We start from the raw sequence: 2,500 nt of genomic DNA, 5'->3' as shown, positions 1-2,500 counted from the left end.
TAGCAAGTGTATCCACATCACTTAAATTTTTCGATTCAGTGAAATATGCAAAAAGTAGATTCTCCGTAATCTCCTTTTCTTTTCCATGATTCTTTGCAAACTTCGCAAGACGATGCGCATCAAACGTATTCGTCGGCTTCATCTCATCAAAATTAAAACTTAAACCCATACTAGCTGCATGATTTCCTAGCTGTACGTTATTACGCTTAGCTTCTTCAATACTAATTCCATACTTTGATGCAAGCACTTCATTAATACTTGTTCCAGAGTAAACCGGAGTATTCGGATCCAACTCAAAACTTTTAAACTCAACTTCAACATCCTTCTTATGTGGAAATTGCTCTAAAGCCATCTCTAATCTACGTTTCCCAATATAGCAAAATGGGCATACAAAATCCGACCAAACCTCAATTTTCATATAAACACCTCATTAACATTTAGTTTTCAATCATTGTAGCACTGAGATTAAGGAATTCAAAAGTTTTTGCTCTATCTCCTTCATATAGTACATACAAAAATACACTTATAGCAGACTACCTAATTAACAAAAACAACGATAATCAAAAGGATTAACTATTATCCCTCCGATTATCGTCTATATAAATGCAACAACTTTAATTATACCGGAATATACTTCCCTACGAACTTCCATACGGTATTCCAATATTTATTCGAATCTACTTTCTCCGCTTCTCCATGCCCAGCACCTGGAACAATTAATTTCTCTTTTTCTACTTTTGCAGCATTATATACTTCATCTAACATTTCAAAAGGAACGAATGTATCAGCATCCCCATGAATGAATAGTATAGGTGTTTTACTTTTCGCCACTTGTTTTACAGCTGAAGCTTCTTCTAAATCATATCCAGCTCTTAATTTTGTAACTGTATTTGCCGCATTCATAACAGGAAACTTCGGCAAGTGGAATAAATCTTTTAGCTGATAGGTAAATTCATCAATAACGGTTGAGTATCCACAATCTTCAATAATAACTTTAACATTAGAAGGTAAATCTTCTCCTGAAGTCATCATTACAGTTGCCCCGCCCATTGAAACACCAAATAGAGCTATTTCAGCATTAGGATCTTTCTTTAAGATTTGTTGAATCCAAATCAAAACATCTTTACGATCATGCCAGCCCATACCAACATAATCCCCTTCACTATTTCCGTGCCCACGAAGGTCTGATGCTATGACATTATAGCCTTGTTCATAAAAGTTACGAATATATTTCGTCATTTCTGATGCTCTACCATTGTATCCATGAACCACAATTGCCCATTTATGACTAGATGATTCATTCATATATTCATAGCCTTTTAAATTCAATTTATCGAAAGAACGTATAGTTAATGTGTTAGGTTTATACTTCGATACGAAGTTCGCATTCTTTTCTTCATTTGTAGCCAATACATCTCCCGATGCATTTACCGTTTCTACTAAATGAGGATTATCTTGCAAAAATTCTTTTTCTTGTTTCGCATTCAATGCGTAGTTATAAAAATAATTCCCAACTAACATATACACGATTAATAGAAGGACTAAGACTACTATAGTAATTATACCTATCCTTTTCATATTATCTCCTTTTCTAACTTAAATCTTCTTATATTAAAGTACATCAAAAAAACAACTGTACTATTTTAACACACCAGTGAATCTTATCTTTAAGAAATAAAATAGAAAATCTTAAATTACATATCAAAAATCACGAAAGAAATCTAATGAAACTTATATAAATATGTAATTAGCTTTGAAAAGAAGTTACAAAACACAAAAAAGACGAGTCATTCTGACTCGTCTTAAAGTTGCTTGGCGACGTCCTACTCTCACAGGGACAAGGTCCCAACTACCATCGGCGCTAGAGAGCTTAACTTCCGTGTTCGGTATGGGAACGGGTGTGACCTCTCTGCCATCATCACCAAACTATGAAGGCATATTCCTTCAAAACTAGATAACATTGCTACATATTATATGGTTAAGTCCTCGATCTATTAGTATTCGTCAGCTCCACATGTCACCATGCTTCCACCTCGAACCTATCAACCTGATCATCTTTCAGGGATCTTACTAGCTTACGCTATGGGAAATCTCATCTTGAGGGGGGCTTCATGCTTAGATGCTTTCAGCACTTATCCCTTCCGCACATAGCTACCCAGCTATGCCCTTGGCAGAACAACTGGTACACCAGCGGTGCGTCCATCCCGGTCCTCTCGTACTAAGGACAGCTCCTCTCAAATTTCCTACGCCCACGACGGATAGGGACCGAACTGTCTCACGACGTTCTGAACCCAGCTCGCGTACCGCTTTAATGGGCGAACAGCCCAACCCTTGGGACCGACTACAGCCCCAGGATGCGATGAGCCGACATCGAGGTGCCAAACCTCCCCGTCGATGTGGACTCTTGGGGGAGATAAGCCTGTTATCCCCGGGGTAGCTTTTATCCGTTGAGCGATGGCCCTTCCATGCGGAACCACCGGATCACTAAGCCCGACTTTCG

Annotated in this window: 2 protein-coding genes and 2 rRNA genes (2 of these 4 running past the window's edge); all 4 read right to left on the bottom strand. The window is 38.2% G+C overall.

Annotated features, from left to right (window positions below; genetic code table 11):
* On the bottom strand, positions 1–418 hold the 5' portion of the coding sequence (locus QCI81_RS15845) for a DsbA family oxidoreductase (protein WP_071731895.1). It extends 314 nt beyond the left edge of the window; only the first 418 of its 732 coding nucleotides appear in the window; the start codon lies at positions 416–418; the stop codon falls past the left edge of the window.
* Positions 419–618: 200 nt separating this feature from the next.
* The gene (locus QCI81_RS15840) at positions 619–1,578 is read right to left on the bottom strand and encodes an alpha/beta hydrolase (RefSeq protein WP_071731894.1); all 960 of its coding nucleotides are present in this window, start codon (positions 1,576–1,578) and stop codon (positions 619–621) included.
* Between the two features lie 232 nt (positions 1,579–1,810).
* Positions 1,811–1,926: ribosomal RNA gene (gene rrf, locus QCI81_RS15835) — 5S ribosomal RNA — on the bottom strand.
* Positions 1,927–1,974: 48 nt separating this feature from the next.
* Positions 1,975–2,500, bottom strand: a 23S ribosomal RNA gene (locus tag QCI81_RS15830) (it continues 2,396 nt past the right edge of the window).

The sequence above is a fragment of the Bacillus cereus group sp. MG20 genome, from assembly GCF_040459885.1.
Taxonomy (GTDB): Bacteria; Bacillota; Bacilli; order Bacillales; family Bacillaceae_G; genus Bacillus_A; species Bacillus_A cereus.
This window is presented reverse-complemented; position numbering and strand designations above follow the sequence as displayed.

Coding starts and splice junctions, on each gene's coding strand:
- QCI81_RS15840 (WP_071731894.1), bottom strand. CDS start 1,578: ATGAAAAGGATAGGTATAATTACTATAGTAGTCTTAGTCCTTCTATTA.